Here is a 24421-nt window from a genome sequence, read left to right as displayed (position 1 = left end):
TTATATGTCTAAAGTAATATCATTGGAAGCTGCATTAGAAAAGATTAATGATGGTTCAACAATTATGGTAGGAGGATTTATTGGTGTAGGTGGGCCAAATACCGTAGTCGATGGATTATTGAAGAAAAATGTGAAAGATTTAACTTTAATAGCTAATGACACAGTAATTCCAGAGGTAGGCACAGGTAAGCTTGTAGTAAATAAACAAATTAAAAAAGCAATAGTAAGTCATATTGGAACGAATCCTGAAACAGGAAAACAAATGAATGCAGGTGAGATGGAAGTAGAACTTGTACCTCAAGGAACATTAGCAGAAAGAATAAGAGCTGCAGGATCAGGACTAGGTGGAGTGCTTACACCTACTGGACTAGACACTATTGTTGAAGAAGGAAAGGAAAAAATACAGGTTTGTGGGAAAACTTATCTTCTCGAATTACCTTTAAAAGCTGATATAGCAATAATAAGAGGCTCAAAGGTTGATAAAAAAGGAAACGTATATTATAAAGCAGCAACAAGAAATTTTAACCCATTGATGGCTATGGCAGCAGACATGGTTATTGTAGAAGCAGAAGAAATAGTTGAAGTGGGTGAAATTGACCCTAATGATGTAATGACACCAGGCCTATTTGTAGACTTCATTGTAAAGGGGGAAAATTAAAGTGGATAAAGTGAGAGTAAGAGAAGTCATAGCTAAAAGAGTAGCTCAAGAGTTAAGAGATGGGGACGTTGTCAACCTAGGAATAGGCTTGCCTACACTAGTAGCAAACTATGTACCAGAAGGCATGGATGTAACATTTCAATCAGAAAATGGTTTTGTAGGGCTTGGACCAGCTCCAGAAAAAGGCAAAGAAGACAAGGATTTAGTAAATGCAGGTGGTCAACACGTTACTATCAATGGAGGAGGAGCATTTTTTGATAGTGCTATGTCCTTCAGCATAATTAGAGGTGGACATGTTGACATAACAGTATTAGGAGCTTTACAGGTTGATCAAAATGGAAATCTTGCAAACTGGATGATACCAGGGAAGATGGTTCCAGGTATGGGAGGTGCCATGGACCTTGTAGTTGGAGCTAAAAAGGTAATAGTAGCCATGGAACATACAGCTAAAGGCAATCCTAAGATACTAAAAGAATGTAATCTTCCATTAACAGCAGCAGGAGAAGTAGATATGATTATTACTGAAATGGCAGTAATACAAGTGTCTAAAGATGGATTGCTATTAACTGAGATTGGTCCTGAAGTGACTGTTGGAGATGTATTGAGATTAACAGAGGCAACCCTGAAAATTTCTGACAATCTCAAAGTTATGGATGTTTAATTATAATTTAGTTTTTTACAGAGAGCAAGATTGCATCAAGTGTTTTGTTTCTTTGTAAGATAATTAGTCAGCGGCTCATTTTTTCAATAGAAAAAAATAGGGAGGTCATTTGTGCTATGTTCAAAAAATTTACTAATGGATGTATTGCTTTAGTCCAAAAATATTTACCTGATGCGTTTTTATTCGCAGTTATTTTAACTATTATCGTCTTTGTAGCTGGTATGGCTACAACAGGACAAGGACCAGTAGATATGATTAAGCATTGGGGTGATGGCTTTTGGAGCTTACTAGGATTTGCTATGCAAATGGCATTAGTAGTAGTAACAGGCTATGTATTAGCTGATACAAAGCCTGTAAAAAAAGCTCTAGATAAACTTGCTTGTATTCCCAAGACCCCACGTTCAGCAATTTGGTTTATTTCCTTTATTTCACTAATTGCTATGTTTATTAACTGGGGCTTTGGATTAGTTATTGGACCTCTATTTGCTAGAAGGCTTTCAAAAAAAATAAAAGGTGTTGACTATAGACTATTGATAGCATCTGCTTATGCAAGTATTGCAAACTGGCATGGCGGAATATCCGGTTCTATACCTTTGAAAATGGCTACTGGAGGACTAGAAGCTGAAACGGCAGGAGTATTAACTGCGGCTATACCAATAACAGAAACTATATTTGCACCATGGAATCTTATTATGCAGTTAGCTATATTAATTATCATACCACTAGTGAATTCAGCTATGCACCCAGAGCCAGACAAAGTAGTAGCATTAGATACGAGCTTATTGGAAGAAGAGGTTGCAGTTGCAAAAGATAAGTCATTAATGACTCCAGCTGAAAGAATGGAAAACAGTCCAATCCTTTCAATGATAATTGGTGTTGGCGGTTTAGCTTTTATTGTATACTGGTTTGCAACTAAAGGATTTAACTTAGATTTAAATATTGTTAACTTTATATTCTTATTTGCTGGTATTATCTTACATGGAAATCCAAGAAACTTCCTCGATTCTGTAGAAGGCTCTGTAAAAGGTGCTGCTGGTGTTTTAATACAGTTCCCATTTTATGCAGGTATAATGGGCATGATGGTAGGGGCTAATGCGGATGGAGTATCCTTAGCAAAAATAATATCAGACGGATTTGTTTCTGTAGCTACAGTAAAAACATTCCCACTTTTATCATATCTAAGTGCTGGAATAGTAAACTTCTTTGTTCCTTCAGGCGGAGGACAATGGGCAGTGCAAGCACCTATCATGATGCCTGCTGGTGCTGAACTAGGTGTAAATCCTGCAGTCACAGGTATGACTATAGCTTGGGGAGATGCTTGGACAAACTTAATTCAACCATTCTGGGCATTACCAGCTCTTGGTATTGCAGGACTTGGAGCGAGAGACATCATGGGCTACTGTATAATTGACTTAATAGTTATAGGTATAATTACTTGTTTAGGTTTCGCGTTCTTAGTATAGATATTATAAAATAAAAAAATAGCTTTTTTATGAGCCGCTGATAATAAATAGAATCTTGTGTATGACAATAAAAGCAGGGTACACATCAATTTTAATATTATGACCTTGACTTAATATCTCATACACAAGCAGATAGATTTTTAACCTTATGAACAACAGAACTAGCATTGGACCTATAACTGGCTTATGACTAGTGAGTTGTTCATAATATTTATAAAAATCAGAGATTGAACTCTCTGATTTTTATAAATAAACCTTAATACTTCCTTATAAAATAACATTTGCGAAGCTAATGAAAAGTGAATTTAGACTTATTTTACAAAAAACCATTGCAAAAATATATCGAAATATTATATAGTATCATTTATAGGGTAAAATAAAAATAACAAAAACTTTGTCAAAATGACTAATATATTTGACAAAATGAACTAATATATTTATCCAAAATGTTCTATAAAGTGCTAAGGCTGGAGTGATAAGGTTGAAATCAAATAAAAATTCAAGAGTACTCGAAAACTTAGTTCTTGTTTCGCAAATAGGTATATCTATGATAGTTCCTACTTTTGGAGGGATTTTATTAGGTCATTTTATTGATCAGAAAATAGGTACAGGCGTCATATTTCTAGCGATTTTTACTATATTAGGCATAATGTCCTCTTTTTTGACTCTATATAAGATGACTGTAGGAACTACTAAGAGGAAGTGATATAATGAAAATATTGGAGGGAAACTATCAAAGAAATATAATAATTAGAGCACTGCTATTAGCATTAATATTATCGGGAGTATGTTTAATCGTATTTCCTAATCCTAAAGAATATATCTATGGCTTAGCATTTGGAACCTCCATAAATGTTTTGAACTTTAAGCTCATGGCTATCACCATGGAGAAAGCAGTACACATGCCTCAAAGCAGAATAAAAAAGTACGTTATGGGAAACTATTCTGTTAGATATATAATTTACGGAATTATGCTGTCCATCTCAGCAGTAGCCGACTACATCAATTTTTTTGCTGCTGTAGTTGGAATATTAATGGTTAAAATTGTTATACTTTCTGCTGCTTTTTACGATATAATATTAGATGCGCTTCATAAGAAAACTAAATAAATATACATTTTGATGTGCCATTAAAATAGCGTTCATTTAAACTAGTCATTTTAAGAGAGGAGGGAGAACTAGAAGATGGGGATTAAATTTATGATGAATGGCAAAGAGATTTATATTCATGATACAGTAGTTAACTCATGGATAATAGTCATTTTACTTTCAATATTTGCAATTGTGGTAAATAGAAAATTGAAAAAAGCGAATATTGATGAAAAGCCTACTGGCTTATTAAATGTTGCTGAGATTCTCGTAGAAGGATTGGAATCTTTAGTAAGGTCTGCAATGGGACCAACTAGGATGAATTTTATGCCTTATGTGGGAACATTAGCCATGTATTTAGTATGTGCCAATTTATTTGGTCTATTAGGCTTTACACCACCTACATCAGACTATAATGTAACTCTAGCATTAGCGTTAATAACATTTGTAATGATGCATTTTAATGGTATTAAATCAAATGGAATTTTAGGTTATTTAAAAGGTTTCTTTGAGCCCATGCCTTTTTTGTTTCCAATTAACATATTAGGTGAATTAGCTACACCTATATCATTATCATTCCGTCTTTTTGGAAACATTTTAAGTGGTACTATTATAATGGCCTTAATTTATTCAGGCCTAAATAGCTTGTCTATGTTCATTACACCATTTGTGGCACCAGTATTTCATGCATATTTTGATGTGTTCTCGGGTTTAATCCAGACACTTATATTCACTATGCTTACTATGTTAAACATAGCGAACAAGATGGGAGATGAACCATCTGAGGTTATAAAATAAGATTTTAACAATAAAAAATTAAAAAAATATTTAATAATTAAGGAGGAAATAAAATGTTACAAGGAATTTCAAATGAGGCTTTTGTATTAGGATGTTCAGCAATAGGCGCAGGTATAGCACTAATTGCAGGTTTAGGACCTGGTATAGGTCAAGGATTTGCTGCTGGTAAGGGAGCAGAGGCAGTTGGTAGACAACCAGAAGCTAAGGGAGATATTATGCAGACCATGCTTCTAGGTCAAGCTGTTGCAGAGACAACTGGTATATACAGCTTAGTTGTAGCTATTATTTTGCTATTCGTTCGACCACTATTAGCAGGTCTATAGAATGCAAAGAGGTGGGTAGATTACCCATCTCTTTATTATGAATTATGAGTAACACAATATGGAAAGCCATTTTTTATCCACTGGCTTATAATTTCAGAGTTTCCATTTATTCAGGTGGAAATTGAGGAATTGCATGATCCTTGGATAATACGACTTAGCGTTTAGAGGGGTTACCCATCTGAACTTAGTCTTAGTTTATACACTTCGAGCAAGGAAGGGAGGCTTAAAGCATGGATATTCAAGTAAATGTATTACCAGATCCCGTCAATTTTTTGCTGCAGATTTCAGCTACATTAGTATTATTTTTAATCTTGAGACATTTTTTATTTAAGCCAGTTTCAAAGTTTTTAGCTGATAGAAAAGAAAGAATAGCTCAAGAATTAGGGGAAGCAAAGTCTCATAGAGAAGAAGCAGAGACTCTAAAAAAAGAGTACGAATCTAGGATAGATGAAGCCAAGCAAGAGGCAAGAGGCATAGTAGATTCTGCAAAGAAGAGAGGCGAAGAGCTTAAAGCTGAAATTGTAGTATCAGCAAAGACAGAGGCTGGTAATGTACTAGCGAAAGCAAAAAGCGACATTGAAAGAGAAAAAGAAAAAACCATGGCTGAATTAAAGTCAGAGGTTGTTGAGATAGCCATGATGGCTGCAGAAAAGGTAGTTGAGAAAAGCTTAGATGAAAAGGCTCATAAGGAAATGATAAACAAGTTTATCGATGAGGTAGGGGAAGCGCAATGGCAGAATTAATAGGAAAAAGATATGCTGAAGCCCTATATGAGGTTGCCCTTGAACTGGATAAGCTAGAAGAGTTTAAAGAAGAAATAAAAGCTATATCACAGATACTTAAAAGTGAGCCAAAGCTAAAAACCATATTTGAGCACCCTAAGCTTTCAAAGGATGAAAAGAAGGATATTATTAACTCTATTTTCAAGGAGAGAGTTTCTCAAGAGATTCTTAATCTTTGCTATATAGTCATAGATAAGGGCAGAGAGACTCATCTAACTGGTATAAGTGAAGAGTATACAAGGCTTTCAAACGAAAAGCAAGGAATAGTAGAAGCAAGGGCTATTACTGCAGTTCCTATGGAAGATGAAGAAATGAAGAAGCTAGAAAAACAATTATCTAAGAAACTTGACAAAAAGGTTCTTCTTTCAAATGAAATCGATAGCACCGTAATGGGTGGAGTCCTCGTAAAAATAGGAGATAAGATTATAGACTCAAGTATCAAGGGTAGATTTGAAGAACTTTACAAGGACTTAAATAATGTAAGAGTAAGAATAGGATAGGGGTGAAGAACTAAATGAATCTAAGACCTGAAGAAATTAGCTCAATTATAAAAGAGCAGATCAAAAGATATGAAAAAAAGCTTGATGTAGTAGACGTTGGTACTGTAATTCAAGTCGGAGATGCTATAGCAAGAATTCATGGCCTTGAAAGCTGTATGGCTGGTGAGCTTCTAGAGTTCCCAGGTGAAGTATATGGTATGGCTCTTAACCTTGAGGAGGATAACGTAGGTTGCGTTCTTTTAGGTTCTGATGAAAATATAAAAGAAGGTGACATCGTTAAGAGAACTGGAAGGATAGTTGAGGTTCCAGTAGGAGATAATCTAATAGGAAGAGTTGTAAATGCACTTGGCCAGCCAATAGATGGAAAAGGACCAATAAGCTCAGATAAGTTTAGACCTATTGAATCAAGAGCACCTGGAGTTATTGAGAGAAAATCAGTTTCTGTACCACTACAAACAGGTATAAAGGCTATTGACTCTATGATACCAATAGGTAGAGGACAAAGAGAGCTTATAATAGGAGATAGACAAACTGGTAAAACAGCTATTGCAATAGACACTATTATAAATCAAAAAGGACAAGATGTAATCTGTATATATGTAGCTATTGGACAAAAAAGATCTACAGTAGCTCAAATAGTTAATACACTAGAATCAAAGGGAGCTATGGAATATTCAATCATAGTATCAGCTACTGCAAGTGAACTAGCACCACTTCAATATATAGCACCTTATGCTGGTGTAGCTATGGCAGAAGAATTTATGTATAACGGAAAAGATGTATTGATTATATATGATGATTTATCGAAGCATGCGGTTGCATACCGTGCAATGTCATTACTTTTGAGGCGTCCACCAGGACGTGAGGCTTACCCTGGAGATGTATTCTACCTACACTCAAGACTCTTGGAAAGAGCTGCAAGACTTGATGAAAAATATGGTGGCGGTTCAATAACTGCACTACCAATAATAGAAACTCTCGCAGGAGATATATCAGCTTATATACCAACAAACGTTATATCTATCACAGATGGACAGATATTCCTAGAGACAGAGCTTTTCTTCTCAGGACAAAGACCTGCTGTTAACTCAGGACTTTCTGTATCACGTGTTGGTGGAGCTGCGCAGATAAAAGCTATGAAAAAAGTATCTGGAGGACTTAAGCTTGAGCTTGCTCAATATAGGGAGCTTTCAGCATTTGCTCAGTTTGGTTCAGATCTAGATAAAGAAACTGAAGAGAGATTATCTCATGGTGAAAGAATAATGGAAATTCTAAAACAGCCTCAATACAGTCCTATGTCTGTAGAAAAGCAAGTAATGGTGCTTTATGCTGTTACAAATAAATATGTTTCAGATATACCACTAGATAGATTAAAGGATTTTGAAAGCGAATTTTTAGCATTTATGGAAGGCAGTTATCCACAAGTTGGAAAGAGTATTCGTGATACAAAAGTACTAACAGAGGAAGTAGAAGCTGAACTAGTTAAAGGTATAGAAGAATTTAAAAAGAGCTTTATGTAATGTATAAAGGCTGTGATTCAAAGAGAAAAGAGGTGATCTCACATGGCTCAATCGATGAAGGATATTAAAAGAAGAATTAGAAGTGTCGGTGGCATAAAGCAGATAACTAAGGCAATGGAGCTTGTTTCATCTGCTAAGCTTAGAAAGGCTAGAGAAAGGCTGGAAATGAGCAGACCTTATTATCAAACACTAGTCAGAAGCATCCAAGACATTCTTTCATCTACAACTGGGATAAGACATCCTCTGCTTGTAAAGCGTGAAGTGAAGAACCGTGCTTTTATTGTCATAACTGGAGATAGAGGTTTGGCAGGAGGATATAATGGCAATGTTATGAGACTGGCAGAAAGCCAAATAGATGACAAGGAACATGCTGTTATACTAGCTGTTGGACAAAAGGGCAGGGACTATTTTAAAAGAAGAGGATATAATGTAGCTGGCGAATTTTTAAACATATCTGAAGAACCATGCTTTATGGATGCCAGCAGTATAGGAGGCTTAGCTGTAGAGCTATATGAAGACTGCAAAGTAGATGAAGTAAATATTGTATATACTGGATTCAAAAGCGTTATGTCACAAGAGCCAAAGATATTAAAGCTTCTACCAGCGGAAAGCATAGGAGAAGAAGGAGACAAAGGCTCTAAGACTCTAATAGAATATGAACCATCTCCAGAAGAGGTACTTGATTATTTAATCCCTAAGTATATCCACAGTGCCATATACGGAGCACTAATTGAATCTTCTGCAAGTGAGCAAGGGGCTAGAAGAACCGCCATGGAGTCAGCAACAGATAATGCAGAAGAAATGATAGAAGATCTAGAGCTCAGATACAATAGAGCACGTCAAGCATCGATAACACAAGAAATATCGGAAATAGTAGGCGGAGCAGAAGCGCTTAAATAATAATTGAGGATTGAGAATTATTTCATTCTCGTCATCCTGAGCCGTAGGCGAAGGATCTCAGTTTAGCGATGATACAACGACAGCTTGACTATTGTTTAACGATTGTTAATAATGCAATAACAAAGGAGTGAAATGAATGGCCGAAAAAAACATAGGTAAAATAATTCAAATAATCGGACCTGTGTTGGATATAAGATTTGGTGAGGATAAATTGCCACGTCTTCTGAATGCAATCAAAATACAATTAGGGGACAGAGAGGTAATAGCAGAAGTCTCACAACACGTAGGCGACGATACAGTTAGATGTATTGCTATGTCTTCTACAGATGGTCTTATTAGAGGCATGGATGCTGTAGATACAGGAAATGCTATAACAATTCCTGTAGGAAAAGCAACATTGGGTAGATTATTTAATGTTCTTGGCGAAACTATCGATGAAGGTGAACCAATAAAGACTGGTGAACAACTTCCTATTCATAGATCAGCACCATCCTTTGAAGAGCAGGAAACAGCAACAGAGATTTTTGAAACAGGTATTAAGGTCATAGACCTTATAGCACCTTATGCAAAGGGTGGTAAAATAGGACTATTCGGTGGAGCTGGTGTTGGAAAGACAGTTCTTATTCAAGAACTTATTAACAATATAGCAAAAGAGCACGGTGGTCTTTCAGTATTCTCTGGAGTTGGAGAGAGAACCAGAGAAGGTAATGACCTTTATTATGAAATGAAGGAATCTGGAGTTATAGACAAGACTGCTCTAGTATTTGGTCAGATGAATGAGCCGCCAGGAGCAAGGATGAGAGTTGCTCTTACAGGACTTACAATGGCAGAATACTTTAGAGATGTGCAAGGACAGGACGTACTTCTATTTATAGATAACATATTTAGATTTACGCAAGCAGGTTCAGAGGTTTCAGCTTTACTTGGACGTATGCCAAGTGCCGTTGGATATCAACCTACATTAGCTACAGAGATGGGTGTGCTTCAGGAGAGAATTACATCAACTAAGAAGGGTTCTATTACATCGGTTCAGGCTGTTTATGTGCCTGCTGACGACTTAACAGACCCTGCACCGGCTACTACCTTTGCCCACTTGGATGCTACAACAGTTCTATCTCGTGCGATATCAGAGCTAGGTATATATCCAGCAGTTGATCCACTAGATTCATCATCTAGAATTCTAGATCCATTAGTTGTAGGGGAAGAGCACTACAATGTAGCGCGTCAAGTACAAGAGATTTTACAAAGATATAAAGAGCTTCAAGATATTATAGCCATACTTGGTATGGATGAATTATCTGATGACGATAAAATAACAGTTGCACGTGCTAGAAGAATTCAACGTTTCCTATCTCAACCTTTTAGCGTTGCAGAGCAGTTTACAGGTATGGCAGGTAAATATGTACCAATTAGTGAAACTGTAAGAGGATTTAAAGAAATACTTGAAGGCAAGCACGATAACTTACCAGAGTCTGCATTCTTATTTGTAGGAACAATAGATGAAGCTGTAGAAAAAGCTAAAAAAATGGGATATTAGGAGGTGCTATAAATGGCAGGGTTTATGCTAGAAATAGTAACTCCTGATAGGAAATTTTTCGAGGAAGAAGTAGACATGGTAATTGTAAGAGGTGTAGAAGGCGACTTAGGAATACTTAGAGGTCGTGCTCCGTTAGTAACACCGCTTGATATAGGAAGAATCAAAATCAAAAAAGATGGTAAAACAAGAATAGCTGCTATTGCTGGAGGCTACGTAGAAGTTACCAAAGAAAAGACAACTATTATTTCAGATTCAGCAGAATGGCCTGAAGAAATAGATGTAACTAGAGCAAAAGAAGCAAAGCAAAGAGCAGAAGAAAGACTAAAAAGAAGAGACAACATAGATGTAGCCAGAGCAGAGATTGCTCTTAGAAAAGCAGTAAATAGAATAAGAATAGCAGAAGAAAAAGAATAAAATATGCACTCGATTTGAGGCGATAGGGTCTGTTTAGGGGCATTCTTAAATTATTTCCGCACGGATATAATTAAGAATGGTTTCCTGACAGTCCCTATTTTTTATTAATTTTTGCTTTATTATAAGCGTAAATGAAGAATTTATCTTTTTATAAATTTTAAATTTACCGTGTATAAAACCCCCCATTAGATGTTAATACTTGATATGAGGGAAGGATGGCTTCACAGCAAAAATGTTTTGTCCCCCTTTACATTTTTGCTTCTTTAAGTCCTTTCCTTAATTTGTGCAATGGAGGGAGCAAATGAAAATTATAAAAGGGATGCTGTCAATTGGACTTATAGTTATACTAGCATTTATTAATTCTGCATATGCAGAGAAAACAAATCTCAATGACGAAGAACTGTTTATAAAAGCCTTTGAAGAAACAGGAGCAGATTTTTCCAGCCTCAACCTTAATTTTAGCGGAATAGTCAACGAACTATATAAGGATGAGGAACAACTTAGAAGTATGAAGAAACATATTATAAAAGAATTAGGACTGATAGAACAAAAAGCAGATTACAGCATTGAAAATGAAGGACATATGAGTTCGCATAGCGAAACATTTGATAGCTTGCAGCTAGTTATGTATGGAAAGGATAAATATGATAATCAGGTAACAGTAATACTTTATTCATATTTTGAAAGAGAAAAAAATAGCAGAGAGACTAGCATAGTGATAGATATTATTATGGATGATGATTATGCAGAAATTGCAGAAATAAGAAGAAAAATTGATAATTTGTGTAAAGTATACAATATAAAAACAGAAATTACCTATTGCATTATTGGGACTTTTGAGGCAGAATTGAATAAGGATAATATAATTAAGAAAATAACAAAAATTCTTTCAGCAACAAACAGCAAAAAGGTAGAAGGCTTATTAGGGGACGATATTGTGAGTATTTCCGCTTATTCGCCAAATTTAGATAGAACTATATATACAGGAAATAAAAAGATGAATTTAAACATTGCATTGAGTTATAATGAGTATGAGGGGAAAACATACATAACTATGGGTTACCCAATAATTACAATAGGATACTAGATAATTGAGGATTAACAACTGAAACGAATTGCCATCCTGAGTGTAACGAAGGATCTTACTTTAGATAGGGCGTAATTGGAAAACTACCTAAACAAATGAACGTAAAGGGAGGAACAGACACCGTGCCAATGATAATTGTTGAAAAGAGCCCAGCTTTAAAAGGCTCTGTAAAGATTAGTGGAGCAAAGAACTCTACATTACCAATTATAGCAGCTTCACTTCTGTCTTCGGAAGTATGTACTCTTGAAGATATTCCAGCTTTAGATGATGTAGACGTAATAAGTGATGTACTTGCATCTTTAGGGGTTGACATAAATAGAGCTAGTAAAAATAGCTTAGAAATTAATTCTTCGAAAATTATTAATGTTGAAGCACCTTATGAGTTAATGAGAAAAATGAGGGCCTCTTTTTTGGTAATGGGACCATTGTTGGCCCGCATGGGAAAAGCAAGAGTATCTCTTCCTGGTGGCTGTGCAATAGGAACAAGGCCTATAGATTTGCATTTAAAGGGTTTTAAGGCATTGGGAGCAAAGATAGATGTAGGTCATGGATATGTAGAAGCTAGTGCAGATAGACTCATAGGAGATAAAATATATCTTGATTTTCCAAGTGTAGGAGCTACTGAAAATATTATAATGGCAGCTACTATGGCAAAAGGAGAAACTATAATAGAAAATGCTGCAATGGAGCCTGAAATTGTAGACCTAGTCAACTTTCTTAATAAAATGGGAGCAGATATAAAAGGAGCAGGCACTAATAATATAAAGATAAAGGGAGTAACAGAACTAGGTAAAGTGAAGCACTCAGTGATTCCAGATAGAATAGAGGCAGGAACGTACATGGTAGCAGCTGCGATTACTGGAGGAGATGTTTTAATAGAGAATGTAATACCAAGCCATATTAAGCCCATAATAGCTAAGCTTATAGAAGCAGGAGTAAAAGTAGAAGAAGGAGAAGATACAGTAAGGGTAATTGCTAATAATGGAGTAAAAGCAGTAGATATAAAGACTCTTCCATACCCAGGATTTCCTACAGATATGCAATCGCAATTTATGGCGCTTATGAGTATAGCTGAGGGTACAAGTATAATGATAGAGACAGTATTTGAAAATCGATTTATGCATATAGACGAACTAAAACGAATGGGCGCAGATATAAAGATAGATGGAAGAAGCGCAATTATACAAGGTACTAAAAATATGATGGGAGCACCAGTAAAGGCTACAGATTTAAGAGCAGGTGCAGCACTTATATTAGCAGGTTTAGTGTCAGATGGAGCTACAGAAATAAGCGATATATACCATATAGATAGAGGATATACAGACATAGAACAAAAACTCGCAAATTTAGGGGCTAAAATATATAGAAAAGAAGATTAATGGATAAGGGAAACCTTGTCCTTTTTATTTTTCTGAGAAGAATATTAGAGTCTAGGGATAACAAACTAGCTTTTTTCTTTGTAAAAGTTAACAAAAAAGTCATAAAAAAAGTATTGATTTTATCAATACTCTGAAGACAAACTATTAAATAATTTGATTTTACTATATAACTCACATCTGTTATCGTGTAAAAGGAACTATTCTTAGGAGGAGGTAAATTCCTATGATTCTAGCTAACAACATAGTAAAATCCTATGGAGATACTCCTGTACTTTGTGGAGTAGATTTACAAATAGAAAAGGGCAGAATATATGGATTGGCTGGTAGAAGTGGTGCTGGAAAATCTACTCTTTTAAGATGTATTAATGGATTAGAGACCTACGATGAAGGTAGTTTAATTGTAGATGGGGTGGATCTAAAGCATCTTAATCCCAGTGATGTACGAGAATTTAGAAAAAACATCGGAATGATATTTCAGCACTTTTCACTCCTTAGCAGGCTAACTGTTTATGAAAATATAGCTTTGCCTCTTAAATGCTGGAAATATGATTCTAAAAAAATAGATAAGAAGGTTAAGGAGCTTTTAGAACTAGTTGAAATTCCAGATAAAATACATCAAAAACCTAAAGAACTATCAGGTGGTCAGAAACAAAGGGTAGCCATAGCTAGAGCATTAGCTTTGAATCCTAAAATATTGCTGTGTGATGAAGCAACATCAGCACTTGACCCTAAAACGTCAAAGTCAATAACAAATTTATTAACTCAATTAAACCAGCAGTTAGGAATTACAGTTATAGTAGTAACTCATCAAATGTCCGTAATAACTAATGTTTGCGAGGAAATATCTATTCTTGAAAATGGAGTAGTAGCTGCCAGCGGAATGGTAGAAGATATATTTTTGAAACAACCAAAGGCATTGAAAAATCTCATTGGTGAAAGTGATATAACATTGCCCAAGGAGGGAACAAATTTACGCATACTTCTTGCACAAAACACTACTACCATGCCTATAATTACTAGAATGGCAAGACAGTTAGACATAGACTTCTCAATACTGGGAGGAGATATGGAATCTTACAGAGACAAAATACTCGGTTCAGTTATTATAAATGTTTCTAATGAACACTATAAATCTGTAGAAGATTATCTAAAATTAAACAATGTAAGTTGGGAATTAATCGATAAGAACATTTATTCATTGGATTAGTTTGAAAGGGGTGAAAAAATGACCTCACAAGAATACTGGCAATACTGGTTAAAATATTTCAATACTATTATAGCTCCTTCCATATTAGCTACACTTAGAATGCTGTCAGCTTCTATGGTATTGGCATTTGTTTTAGGCTTTGCCCTTGGCATTGTATTAGTTACATATGGACCAAAAGGCCTAAGACCTAAAAAATGGATTTACAAGGGAGTTGATTTTATAGTAAATAGTATACGATCATTTCCTATAATCATACTTATAGTGGCTATGTCACCTATTACAAGACTAGCAGTAGGTACAACAATAGGAGAAAAAGCAGCTATAATACCATTGACAGTTGCAGCTACGCCATTTTTGGCTAAAATTATAGAAAATAGCTTAAACGAAGTAGACAAGCAACTAATTGAAGCTGCCAGATCATTTGGCGCATCAGACTGGCAAATAATCACGAGAGTCATGGTAAAGGAAGCGATACCTAGTATAGTAGCAGGTACAACATTGTCTGCCATAAGCTTTTTGTCAGCAACTACTCTGGCAGGAGCAGTTGGTGCAGGAGGCATAGGAGCAGTGGCCTTAAACTATGGATATCAAAGCTTTAACAACACAATTCTCTATACTTCTGTATTTATATTATTCATAATGGTACAGGCTATTCAAAGTGTTGGGAATTTGTTATATAAAAAAATATTATAAAATACTAGGAGGACACTAAAATGAAGAACAAATCAATTAAAGCTATTGTACTTATATTAGCTATGACAATGCTACTTTCACTAGCAGCTTGCAGTGGAGAGAAAGCACCTGCTAATAACGATGCTAATAATGATTCATCTGCAGCAAAAAAGGATATAAAACTAGGCTGTCTTTCAACAACAGAACCAGTATTACAATGGGTTAAAGAAGGTCTTAAAGACAAGGGATACAATGTAGAAGTAATTATGTTTGATGCTAATCAGCTACCAGCTACAGCTCTAAAAGATGGTGACTTAGATGGTATATTAGCAAATCACAAGCCATGGATGGAAACCTTCAACAAAGAAAACAATGCTGACTTAGCAATGGTTGAACCATATTATTACTATTCTTTCTTTGGCATTTACTCTGCAAAGATTAAGTCACTTGATGAGCTTCCAATGAATGCACAAATAGCAGTACCTGGTGACCCAACTAACTTAAGCAGAAGTTTAATAATCTTAAAAGATGCTGGTTTAATAACATTAGGAGAAAAAACAGGACCATTCTATACAATCCTCGAAATAGAAGATAATCCTAAAAATATAAAATTAATTGAAACTGATATTATTCATACAGCACGTAGTATAAACGATGTAGATGCATTGATTTCACCTGCAGTTTATATGGCAGAATCTGGAGTAGTTAAGGCTGATGAATACTTATATGAAGACGTACAGAATAAAGATTTTCCAATTGGTATAATAACAAGAAGTGAAGATGTTGAATCAGAATGGGCTAAGGATGTAATCAGTTTACTTACATCAGATGAATATAAAGACAAATTTAATGACCACTTCCAAGGCAAATACAAATTATTTGAACAGGAGTAATTAAAATGGATGCAGTAAAGCTAAGAGACATTATAAGTAAAGTAAATTGTTCTCTTGAATTAAAAAGAAAAGTAGTAGGTGTAAAGTTTCTATTTACAGAGGAAGAATTTGAAGAAGCAAATGCCAAAAAACTAAGAGCAAAATCTCCTTATTGTGTTATGGTGAAGACTGCCATGAGCGGCTATTCAATTAAAGCAACTTTAGAGAATTTTGGCTGCCTTGCATCTGCGAGGAACTTAGGAATTTTAGAAGCTGATGAAATCATTACTTCAGGCAGATACCATAGCAAATCAGGATTATATCAGGATTTGACCACATCAAAAAATACTATCAGTAACATGACTATGTGTAAACATAAGGCATACGGAGTAATGATAAAGCCATTAGAGGAATATACGGAAAATCCAGATGTTGTTTTGATAATAACCAGTTCATATAATGCAATGAGAATAATACAAGGCTACACTTATATGTATGGCGCATACAGTTCCTTTAAGATGCTAGGTAACAATGCAGTGTGCTCAGAATGTACCGCTTATCCATACGAGAGCAACAATATCAATGTAAGCTTATTATGCTCAGGAACTAGACATATGTGTGGCTGGGGCGATGATGAAATTGGTATAGGTATGCCATTCAATAGATTTTCTACAGTGGTAGATGGTATATATGCTACCATAAATCCCATAGAGCCAAATAAAAATAAATCAATAATTGAGTCCAAGCTTAAAGAGGAAGGACGAGATGATTTAGACATAGTATACGATAAAAATTATTATACTGGTTTGTATTTAAAATAGTATCTATGACGAGAGAAATCTCGTCTTTTTTTCATGCATAGGATATTATAATTTTACAAAAGGGAATGATATTCAGATATGAAAAGTGATTCAAATATATAGCCTCGTACAATTTTTATAAATTGGCAGGAATTTTCTTTTATCTGTAGAATAACATTTAATATATGCAGAAAAATAAAAATATAATTAAAAATACAAAAGGAGGATGTAAAATGAATTTTAAGAAAACAAGAATTCTTAGCCTACTAGTTATGCTTTCAATGGTACTAGGGCTAGTATTTGCTCCAGTTGCGGGAGTATACGCAGAGGAAGCAGCAGATAACGCGGTAACAGTTACAATAGTACATACAAACGATACGCACTCAAGAGTTGCAGATGGCCTAGGATTTGCAAAAGTAGCAACTAAAATAAAAGCTATTAAAGAAGCTAATCCTAACGTACTAGTAATAGATGCAGGAGATACTCTACATGGACAAACTTTCGCTACAATTTCAAAAGGTGAGAGTATAGTTAAAGTTATGAATGCTATAGGTTATGATGTAATGACTCCTGGAAATCATGACTTCAACTATGGACAAGAGAGATTATTAGAGCTTAAAGAATTAATGAATTTCTCTTTACTATCATCAAATCTAGTAAAAGAAGATGGAACTACACTTTTAGATTCTTATGTAATAAAAGAAGTAGGAGGACTTAAAATAGGTATATTTGGTCTTTCAACTCCAGAGACAGCTTACAAGACTAATCCTAAAAATGTTGAAGGTCTAACATTTGCAGATCCAGTAGAAGCGGCTAAAAAGATAGTAGCAGAATTAAAAGAAAAGAACGTAGATGCTATAATAGCAGTAGCACACTTGGGAATTGATAAAGAAAGCGTAGATACATCTTATAAAGTAAGAGACAATGTTGAAGGAATAGATTTAATTATAGACGGACATAGTCACTCAGCTTTAGATACTATAGACAATGCAGACAAAGCTACTAAGATAGTATCAACAGGCGAATATAATAATAATCTAGGTATAGTTGAATTAACATTCCAAGATGGAAAATTAACAGCTGTAGAACCTACATTATTTAGTAAAGATGAAGCAGCAGAGTTAGAGACAGATGCTACAGTTGCTGCAATAATCACTGAAATTGAAGAAGAGAACAAAGTTATTACTTCAGAAATAGTAGCAAAAACTGATGTGGAACTTGATGGTGTAAGAGAACATGTAAGAGGTGGAGAAACTAACCTTTCAAATCTTATTACAGATGCTATGCTAGCGGCTTCAGGTGCTGACATGGCTATTACCAATGGTGGTGGAATAAGAGCATCTATTAAAGCTGGAGATATCACTATGGGAGATATAATTACAGTTCTTCCATTTGGAAATTATGTAATAGTTAAAGAATATACAGGAGCTCAAATATTAGCAGCTCTTGAGCATGGAACAAAAAGCTATCCAGACTTGGCAGGTTCATTTGCACAAGTTGCAGGTGCTACATTTACTTTAGATTTAAACGAGGAAGCAGGAAAGAGAGTTAAGGATGTTAAGATAGGCGGAGAAGCTCTAGATTTAGATAAAATATATAAAGTGGCTACAAACGACTTCATGGCAGTAGGTGGAGACGACTATGTAATGTTCAAAGAAGGTAAATTAGTAGTTGAATTACAAGCTCTTGACGAAGTGCTTATAGACTACGTTAAAGGACTAGATTCAATACCAGCTGAAGCTAGACCAAGAATGACAGTTATAGAAAAGGTAGTAGAGGAAACACCAGAAGTAGAAGAACCAAAAGTTGAGGAACCAGCAGTAGAACAACCATCAGTAGAAGAGCCAAAAAAAGAAGAACCAGCAGCAGCTACAACACAAACATATGTAGTAAAACCTGGAGATGTACTATGGAAGATAGCAAAACAATTTGGAACAGTATGGGAAAAACTAGCTGAATTCAATAGCCTAAAGAATCCACACCTAATATTCCCAGGACAACAGATATTAATACCAGCAAACTAGCAAAAAAGACGAGGAAACTCGTCTTTTTTACTTTAGCTCCATACATCGGAATGGCTTAAAAATTCATTATTAATAAGTTCAGCATCCGCTTTTTTTAAAGTCTCTCTTTCTGATGGTGTTAATTTTGTAAAATCATTATCCCAAGCGAGAACCATTCTCTTAATAAACTCAAAAGCTAATATTTGTTCCTTTTCAGGTAACATATCTATCATTTCGATAATTTGTTTAGTTATTTGGGTCATGGTACCATCTCCTTTATTTATATATATCTCCTCTAGATCCGATATCCTTTATAAATAGAAATCTTTCCTCATTTTTCATAATATATTCAAACAATACTCTATACTTACCTATCCTTAAGCGAAATATTATTGCTCTATTCCTTGCATCTGTCTAATATCTCCTTTAGGAGAAATATCAACTAGTCCTTCTATTCCTATTTTTATTCTTTCCCTAGTATTCTTGTTCATTGAGATAATAGCCTTTGCTGCTGTTTTAGAATATATGATTTCCAATAATATCATCACCTTTTACCAATATTCACATTCATTATACCATATAATGACTATATCATCATCTCAAGAATAAATTCTATGGCATTTCATTTCAATATATTATACAATTTAATATATAGCAGTATTTCTTCCTTTAATTCTCAATTCTCAACTTTCAGTTCTCAATTCATAAAAGAACGGTGGTGGCTCATATGGATTATAAAAAGATTATTGAATTAATGATTAGCCATTTAGAAGAAGGAGTAATAGTCGTAGATTCAAATCTTAGCATTGTCTATTTCAACGAACCATCCATAAATATTACAGGCTTTAGTCCACGAGAAGCAGTAGGTAAAAATATTTTTCAGGTATTTCCAAACATAAATAAAGATAATAGCACCTTTTATAAAGTAATAAATAGTAAAAAGCCAATAATAAATCATGTTCAAAACTACATAAATTGTAAAGGGAAAAATGTTTCAATTGTTACATCAACAATACCTATAATAAAGGGAGACAAAATAGAGGGTGCCATTGAAATCTTCAAGGATTTAACCCATGTAAAGGAATTATCTGAAAAGATACTTATGCTGCATAGTACATTACATGGTAAGGGGACAGGTGAAAATAAGTTTTTACCCAATGGTAGTCAGTATAGACTTGTAGACATAATAGGCAATAGTACTCCTATAGCGGAATTAAAGAAAAAGGTCCAAAAAGTTGCCAATAGTGACTCTCCAGTATTTGTTTTCGGAGAAACAGGAACAGGAAAAGAGCTTATAGTTCAAAGCTTACATAACTTAAGCAGCAGAAGAAATAGGCCTTTTATTGCTCAAAACTGCGGAGCATTGCCAGAAAATTTACTTGAGAGTATACTTTTTGGTACAGTACAAGGTAGCTTTACAGGAGCTAAAGACAAACAGGGATTGTTTGAATTGGCCGATGGAGGAACACTATTCCTAGACGAATTGAATTCCATGAATTTGGAGCTACAATCAAAGCTGCTTAGAGTAATAGAAGATGGAGTTATAAGGAGAGTAGGAAGCACTAAAACTAAGGTTGTAGATGTTAGAATAGTAGCAGCCTCAAATATAGAACCTAGAAAACTAGTAGAACAGAAAACACTTAGGGAGGATTTGTACTACAGGCTGAATGTTATATATTTTCGCATACCTCCTCTCAGAGAAAGAAAAGAAGATATTCCAATGCTAGTTGAGCATTTTATAAATACATGCAATAGCAAAATGAACAAATCCATCAAAGGAGTGGATAAGGAAGTAAATGAATACTTTTTTAATCATGACTGGCCAGGAAACGTAAGGGAGCTGCAAAACATTATTGAATCAACTATGAATTTTGCAGAAGGAAAATATATAACCTTAGAAGATTTACAGCTTCAAACTACATCCTGCGTAAAAGATGCCAAGGTAAAATTGACTGAATCATCATTGCCAAAAGGTACAAGCCTAAAGGATGCTGTAGACGAATATGAAAAGCATCTTATTAAAGCAGCTCTTGAAGAATCAGGACAAAACTGCGCCAAAGCAGCACGAGCCCTAAAAATTCCTAAACAAACTCTGCATGGAAAATTAAAAAGGTACGAATTATAATATCCTTAGATTAAAAAGTCCTAAAAATAGGACTTTTTAATCCTAAAAAGCCTAAGTACTCATTCCAGTACTTAGGCTTTTTCTTATTTTAAATCAGCTCTCAATTTTCAAACTTAAATCCATATTCTTAACCAGTCTCAATTTCTGCCCGTAAGGACTCAGTTAAGAGCGTTTCTAGACGAACGTCTCAGATATCAGCTCTTTTTAGTTCTTTTTCTGGCATAAAACTTGCTATTAAAAAATATATAGGTAAAGGGATAAAACAGGGGTGATGGTTATAGAAGGTAGAGTTTTTAACATAATGAAATATTCTATACACGATGGTCCGGGAATACGAACGACAGTGTTTTTAAAAGGCTGTCCTTTAAGCTGCTGGTGGTGCCACAATCCTGAAAGTCAGGAGATAAAAAGCGAGCTTTTGCTATTCCCAAATCGTTGTATAAGCTGCAAGGCATGTATAGAAGCATGCAAGCAAAATGCAATAAAAGAAGTAAATGGCATGGTTATTACAAGCATAAAAGAATGTGTCCATTGTGGTGAATGTGCAAAGGTGTGCTATGCCGAAGCCAGAAAAATGGCAGGCAAGGTCATGACCGTAGACGAAGTAGTATCAGAGATATTGAAGGATAAGGATTTTTTCCAGCAATCAAAGGGTGGGGTCACATTTTCTGGAGGAGAGCCACTAATGCAGCCAAGATTTTTGATTGCATTATTAAAGGAAATGAAAAGGCTTGAAATACATACTATCATTGATACCTGTGGCTTTGCATCAAAAGAGATAATGGAAGAAGTCAGTCAGTTAACAGACTTATTTCTATATGATTTAAAACAGATGGATTCTATCAAACATGAAAAGTATACTGGTGTTCCGAATAGAATGATATTAGAAAACCTTGAACTATTAAGAGACTTAAACAAAGAAGTGATTATTAGAATACCTATGATACCAAGGATAAATGACAGTAAGGAAGATTTAGAAGCCTTTAGGGATTTTATTAAAACCTTACCCAATGTAAAAATGGTAAATCTACTGCCATATCATAGGATTGGGCAGGAAAAATACAATAGACTTGGTAAATCATACAGAATGTTAGAGGTAGAAGAACCAACTAAAGAAGCAATGGACTTTAGTGCCGATATAATCAGAGGCTGTGGTATAAATGTTAAGATAGGGGGATGATCACATGAATGAAAGAGTACGAATTTTGAGACAAAGGAGCTTAGATGCTGTTCCTACTATTTCTGTGGAAAGGGCACAGATAGTAACTAATGCCTATAAAAAATATCAAGGCAAAGTTTCAATTCCTGTTCTAAGGGCATTGACATTTAAAGAGCTTATGGAAAACAAGACAGTATACATAGGCGAAGGTGAGCTTATAGTAGGAGAAAGAGGACCATTACCCAAGGCTACACCAACTTATCCTGAGCTTTGCTGCCATAGCATAGAGGATTTTGAAACCATTGATAAAAGAGAAAAAGTGTTTTTTAGAGTAGATGAAGAGTCAAAGAGAATTCAAGCAGAAGAAATAATACCCTTCTGGAAAGGCAAGTCCATAAGAGACCTACTATTTGACCAGATGTCTGAGGAATGGAAGGACTGCTACAATGCAGGAATATTTACTGAATTTATGGAGCAAAGAGCACCTGGACACACTGTAGGAGACAATAAAGTATTTAATAAAGGCTTCTTAGAGTTTAAAAAGGAAATTCAAAAAGAAATTGAAAAGCTGGATTTCATCAACGATTTAGCTGCCTACGATAAGCATGAACAGCTTAAGGCTATGTCAATATGCTGTGATGCAATAATTATCTTTGGTGAAAGACATGCATTAGAGGCTAAAAGACTTGCAGAATTGGAGGAAAATCCAAAAAGAAAAGAAGAATTGTTAAAGATTTACGATGTATGCAGTCATGTACCAGCTAATAATCCGAGAAGCTTCCATGAAGCGTTGCAGGCTTATTGGTTTGTACATCTTTCTGTAATAACAGAGTTAAATGCATGGGATTCATTCAATCCAGGAAGATTAGACCAACATCTCTATCCCCATTACAAAAAAGGAATAGAAGAAGGAACATTAACGGAAGAAAAGGCTAAGGAGCTTTTACAGCTTTTCTGGATTAAATTTAACAATCAGCCAGCGCCTCCTAAAGTAGGAGTTACATTGAAGGAAAGCGGCACTTATACTGACTTTGCAAATATAAACTGTGGCGGGTTAAAGATAGATGGTACTGATGGTGTAAACGATGTAAGCTATATGATGCTTGAAGTAATAGATGAAATGAGACTGTTACAGCCTAGCTCAAATATTCAGCTAAGCAGAAAAAGTCCTGATAAATTCCTTAAAAAAGCTAGCGAAATAATAAAGAAGGGATGGGGACAGCCTTCAATATTTAATGCTGACATAGTAATAGAGGAAATGCTTAGACAAGGCAAGTCCATTGAAGATGCAAGATGTGGAGGCACCAGCGGATGTGTAGAAACAGGAGCCTTTGGTAAAGAAGCATTTATATTGACAGGATATTTTAATTTGGTAAAGGTGTTGGAAGTAACCCTAAACAATGGAGTAGACCCGCAGACAGGAAAGCAAATAGGAATAAAAACAGGAGATCCAAGAGAATTTAATGACTTCCAAGGGATAATGTCTGCATTTGAAAAGCAAATAAATTACTTTATAAATATAAAGATACGAGGAAACAACATTATAGAAAAACTATATATGAAATACATGCCGTCGCCATTTTTATCAATCATAATTGACGATTGTATAAAAAATGCCAAGGACTATAATTCAGGTGGAGCAAGATACAACTCCATGTATATACAGGGAGTAGGTATAGGCACATTAACAGACAGCTTAAGCTCTATAAAATATCATGTTTTCGAGAATAAAACATTGACTATGAATGAAATGCTAGAAGCCTTAAAAGATAATTTTGAAAGCAAGGAGCGTATTAGACAGCTATTTTTAAATAAGACACCAAGGTATGGCAGTGACGATGATTATGCTGATGAAATAATGAGAGAAGCCTTTAATTATTTCTATAACGCAGTAAATGGCAGGCCATCTGTAAAAGGAGGTACCTATAGAATAAATATGCTTCCTACCACCTGTCATGTGTATTTTGGTTCAGTAACAGGTGCCACACCAGATGGAAGAAAAGCTCATATGCCTCAGTCAGAAGGTATATCGCCAGTTCAAGGTACTGATAGATTAGGGCCAACAGCAGTTATAAAATCAGCCTCAAAAATGGATCATTTGAGAACTGGTGGAACATTACTAAATCAAAAATTCACACCATCACTGTTAAATGATGATGAAGGAATAGAAAACCTAATGCATCTAGTTAGAACCTATTTCAAACTAGACGGACATCATATACAATTTAATGTCATAAGTGCAGATACTTTAAGAAAGGCACAGCAAAATACTGAAGAGTACAAGGACTTAATAGTGAGAGTAGCAGGCTATAGTGATTATTTCAATGATTTAACAGAAGAATTGCAGAATGAAATCATAGCTAGAACTGAACACAGGGCATTTTAGATGCAATTGAGAGTTGAGAAATGAAAAAAGGGATTCTTCGACTGCGTCTCAGAATGGCAGCTTTTGTGTCATACTGAGCATTAGCGA

At 35.1% G+C, this 24421-nt stretch carries 25 protein-coding genes; 23 read left to right on the top strand and 2 right to left on the bottom strand.

Annotated features, from left to right (window positions below):
• The first annotated feature begins 4 nt into the window (after positions 1–4).
• From QO263_RS00260 to QO263_RS00165, 20 genes are all read left to right on the top strand, one after another.
• Positions 5–658, top strand: a complete 654-nt coding sequence (locus QO263_RS00260; protein ID WP_285625027.1) for a CoA transferase subunit A — start codon at positions 5–7, stop codon at positions 656–658.
• Entirely contained in the window at positions 654–1319 is a 666-nt protein-coding gene (locus tag QO263_RS00255) for a CoA transferase subunit B (RefSeq protein WP_352169772.1), read from the top strand. The genes QO263_RS00260 and QO263_RS00255 overlap by 5 nt, the downstream gene beginning before the upstream one ends.
• 116 nt (positions 1320–1435) lie before the next feature.
• Positions 1436–2782, top strand: coding sequence for a short-chain fatty acid transporter (locus tag QO263_RS00250; RefSeq protein WP_285625022.1), 1347 nt, complete (start codon positions 1436–1438; stop codon positions 2780–2782).
• Positions 2783–3263: 481 nt separating this feature from the next.
• Positions 3264–3488, top strand: a complete 225-nt coding sequence (locus QO263_RS00245; RefSeq protein ID WP_285625020.1) for an AtpZ/AtpI family protein — start codon at positions 3264–3266, stop codon at positions 3486–3488.
• Positions 3489–3492: 4 nt separating this feature from the next.
• On the top strand, positions 3493–3891 hold the full coding sequence (locus QO263_RS00240) for an ATP synthase subunit I (protein ID WP_285625017.1): 399 nt from the start codon (positions 3493–3495) through the stop codon (positions 3889–3891).
• Positions 3892–3966: 75 nt separating this feature from the next.
• Positions 3967–4668 (top strand): F0F1 ATP synthase subunit A, encoded by a 702-nt coding sequence (gene atpB / locus QO263_RS00235; RefSeq protein ID WP_285625014.1) that lies wholly within the window; start codon positions 3967–3969, stop codon positions 4666–4668.
• Positions 4669–4721: 53 nt separating this feature from the next.
• Positions 4722–4991, top strand: coding sequence for an ATP synthase F0 subunit C (gene atpE / locus QO263_RS00230; protein WP_285625011.1), 270 nt, complete (start codon positions 4722–4724; stop codon positions 4989–4991).
• Positions 4992–5221: 230 nt separating this feature from the next.
• Positions 5222–5734 (top strand): F0F1 ATP synthase subunit B, encoded by a 513-nt coding sequence (locus QO263_RS00225; protein WP_285625008.1) that lies wholly within the window; start codon positions 5222–5224, stop codon positions 5732–5734.
• Complete coding sequence (locus QO263_RS00220) at positions 5722–6273, top strand: F0F1 ATP synthase subunit delta (protein WP_285625006.1); 552 nt, start codon at positions 5722–5724, stop codon at positions 6271–6273. The genes QO263_RS00225 and QO263_RS00220 overlap by 13 nt, the downstream gene beginning before the upstream one ends.
• A gap of 14 nt (positions 6274–6287) precedes the next feature.
• Positions 6288–7793 carry a F0F1 ATP synthase subunit alpha gene (gene atpA, locus QO263_RS00215; RefSeq protein WP_285625002.1) on the top strand — a complete coding sequence of 502 codons (1506 nt, stop codon included), beginning with the start codon at positions 6288–6290 and terminating at the stop codon, positions 7791–7793.
• 42 nt (positions 7794–7835) lie between these two features.
• The gene (gene atpG / locus QO263_RS00210) at positions 7836–8693 is read left to right on the top strand and encodes an ATP synthase F1 subunit gamma (RefSeq protein WP_285624999.1); all 858 of its coding nucleotides are present in this window, start codon (positions 7836–7838) and stop codon (positions 8691–8693) included.
• Between the two features lie 136 nt (positions 8694–8829).
• A complete protein-coding gene (gene atpD, locus QO263_RS00205) occupies positions 8830–10230 on the top strand; it encodes a F0F1 ATP synthase subunit beta (protein WP_285624997.1) in 1401 nt (466 codons plus the stop codon).
• A gap of 12 nt (positions 10231–10242) precedes the next feature.
• On the top strand, positions 10243–10644 hold the full coding sequence (locus QO263_RS00200; RefSeq protein ID WP_285624994.1) for a F0F1 ATP synthase subunit epsilon: 402 nt from the start codon (positions 10243–10245) through the stop codon (positions 10642–10644).
• A gap of 301 nt (positions 10645–10945) precedes the next feature.
• Entirely contained in the window at positions 10946–11731 is a 786-nt protein-coding gene (locus tag QO263_RS00195) for a YwmB family TATA-box binding protein (protein WP_285624992.1), read from the top strand.
• Positions 11732–11853: 122 nt separating this feature from the next.
• Positions 11854–13110, top strand: coding sequence for a UDP-N-acetylglucosamine 1-carboxyvinyltransferase (gene murA / locus QO263_RS00190; RefSeq protein WP_285624989.1), 1257 nt, complete (start codon positions 11854–11856; stop codon positions 13108–13110).
• A 223-nt stretch (positions 13111–13333) separates the two neighbouring features.
• Positions 13334–14317 carry a methionine ABC transporter ATP-binding protein gene (locus QO263_RS00185; RefSeq protein ID WP_285624987.1) on the top strand — a complete coding sequence of 328 codons (984 nt, stop codon included), beginning with the start codon at positions 13334–13336 and terminating at the stop codon, positions 14315–14317.
• An 18-nt stretch (positions 14318–14335) separates the two neighbouring features.
• Positions 14336–15010 (top strand): methionine ABC transporter permease, encoded by a 675-nt coding sequence (locus QO263_RS00180; protein WP_285624985.1) that lies wholly within the window; start codon positions 14336–14338, stop codon positions 15008–15010.
• A 20-nt stretch (positions 15011–15030) separates the two neighbouring features.
• Positions 15031–15882, top strand: coding sequence for a MetQ/NlpA family ABC transporter substrate-binding protein (locus QO263_RS00175; RefSeq protein ID WP_285624982.1), 852 nt, complete (start codon positions 15031–15033; stop codon positions 15880–15882).
• Between the two features lie 5 nt (positions 15883–15887).
• On the top strand, positions 15888–16682 hold the full coding sequence (locus QO263_RS00170; protein WP_285624980.1) for a DUF169 domain-containing protein: 795 nt from the start codon (positions 15888–15890) through the stop codon (positions 16680–16682).
• Positions 16683–16894: 212 nt separating this feature from the next.
• Entirely contained in the window at positions 16895–18685 is a 1791-nt protein-coding gene (locus QO263_RS00165; protein ID WP_285624978.1) for a 5'-nucleotidase C-terminal domain-containing protein, read from the top strand.
• Positions 18686–18717: 32 nt separating this feature from the next.
• On the opposite strand, the gene QO263_RS00160 is transcribed toward QO263_RS00165, so the two are convergent.
• Both QO263_RS00160 and QO263_RS00155 read right to left on the bottom strand, forming a co-directional pair.
• On the bottom strand, positions 18718–18927 hold the full coding sequence (locus QO263_RS00160; RefSeq protein ID WP_285624976.1) for a hypothetical protein: 210 nt from the start codon (positions 18925–18927) through the stop codon (positions 18718–18720).
• 126 nt (positions 18928–19053) lie between these two features.
• Positions 19054–19200 (bottom strand): hypothetical protein, encoded by a 147-nt coding sequence (locus QO263_RS00155; RefSeq protein WP_285624973.1) that lies wholly within the window; start codon positions 19198–19200, stop codon positions 19054–19056.
• Positions 19201–19391: 191 nt separating this feature from the next.
• On the opposite strand from QO263_RS00155, the gene QO263_RS00150 reads away from it, so the two are divergent.
• The 3 genes from QO263_RS00150 (at position 19392) to hypD (ending at position 24334) form a co-directional block, all read left to right on the top strand.
• Complete coding sequence (locus QO263_RS00150; RefSeq protein ID WP_285624971.1) at positions 19392–20789, top strand: sigma-54 interaction domain-containing protein; 1398 nt, start codon at positions 19392–19394, stop codon at positions 20787–20789.
• 271 nt (positions 20790–21060) lie between these two features.
• A complete protein-coding gene (locus QO263_RS00145) occupies positions 21061–21969 on the top strand; it encodes a glycyl-radical enzyme activating protein (protein WP_285624968.1) in 909 nt (302 codons plus the stop codon).
• Between the two features lie 4 nt (positions 21970–21973).
• The gene (hypD, locus tag QO263_RS00140; protein ID WP_285624966.1) at positions 21974–24334 is read left to right on the top strand and encodes a trans-4-hydroxy-L-proline dehydratase; all 2361 of its coding nucleotides are present in this window, start codon (positions 21974–21976) and stop codon (positions 24332–24334) included.
• Positions 24335–24421 lie beyond the last annotated feature (87 nt).

The organism is Proteiniborus sp. MB09-C3, from assembly GCF_030263895.1.
Classification (GTDB): Bacteria; Bacillota; Clostridia; order Tissierellales; family Proteiniboraceae; genus Proteiniborus.
The sequence above is the reverse complement of the archived record's forward strand: the minus strand, read 5'-3'. Positions and strand labels throughout refer to the sequence as shown.